The organism is Bathymodiolus azoricus thioautotrophic gill symbiont (assembly GCF_001298715.1).
GTDB lineage: Bacteria > Pseudomonadota > Gammaproteobacteria > PS1 > Pseudothioglobaceae > Thiodubiliella.
This window is the reverse complement of sequence record NZ_CDSC02000093.1, coordinates 1-1,148: the sequence shown is the minus strand read 5'-3', so window position 1 is coordinate 1,148 and position 1,148 is coordinate 1. Positions and strand designations below refer to the sequence as shown.

Genomic DNA, 1,148 nt, shown 5'->3' with positions numbered 1-1,148 from the left:
TCCACCCCATGCCGTGATCGCACCATCGGCTTTAAGGGCAGCAAAGGCAGATTCATTTGAATAAATCTTGGTATAGCCTTTGTCAGTGGGCGCATCTGAGCTTCCAGAACCTGAAACACCCCACGCCGTGATTGAGCCATCAGCTTGAAGAGCGGCAAAAGCTTTATGATTAGGATAATTTGGCGCATTATAAAATCCACCAAAATCATTATGAGCACTAGAATAATCCACCTTAGCAAAACGCAAAGGATCAACACCCATAACCTGAACTTCTGCTAGAGACAGATAGTTCTTGTCAAGCAACTGAATTCTAACATAGCGACCTTGTTTACCTGGTGTGTTTAATTTAATGGTCTTTTTGGGGTTAGGCGCAACATGAAAGTCTTGTTGATAGGTATGGGTGCTGAAGTCTGCTTTATTAGAAATACTAACTTGGTAGTTGCTTAGTCTATCTACACAGCAATCAGTGCGGTTGTAGATAATGATTTGATTGATGTTTTTCTTGCTACCTAGATCAACCTGCCACCAAGCACCTTGTTCATAGTTGGTATGGGTGGTGCTCTTATTTAAGAAATAGCCATCAGTATTACCATCCACTGCATAGCCAGAAACAGGAATGATAGAGTGGTATAAATATGTGCTGGATTGTGTGGCATGTTTTCCAAAGGCTAAATTAATATCACCGATACCAACAGCAATAACAACAGTTGCAGTGTCCTGACCACGACGATCAACTTCAGGCATAGTATAGGTCATTAAAACTGCAGTCACAGTATAAGTTACTGAATCAGAGGCAGCAATTGGCACTCCAGAGATGGTTCCAGTTTTTGCATCAAAGGATAAGCCATTGGAAATAGCAGGAGAAATTGAGTAATAAGAAGCAGCAACACCTGTATTAGTGATGGTAACAGGTGTAATAGCAGTTCCAGCAGTAGCACTAACATAGTCAGTGCTGATTGTGATGAATGGAGCTAGCGCAATACTAAAAGCATTTAAAGAGACTGAAAAGATGGCAACCGCAAGGAGTTTAGTTAGTTTGTTTAGGGTATTTGTTATGTTTTTCATTTTCAAGAAATAAATAAGGTGAATTCGACTCATAAACGCACCACTCCCAATTGACGAGCATCAATACCCGTCTTTTCAAAAAA

At 40.5% G+C, this 1,148-nt stretch carries 1 protein-coding gene; it reads right to left on the bottom strand.

What is annotated here, in order from left to right:
- The coding region (locus tag BAZSYMA_RS01810; RefSeq protein ID WP_195910049.1) for a galactose-binding domain-containing protein at positions 1-1,098 on the bottom strand (1,098 nt) is incomplete at its 3' end.
- Between the last annotated feature and the right edge of the window lie 50 nt (positions 1,099-1,148).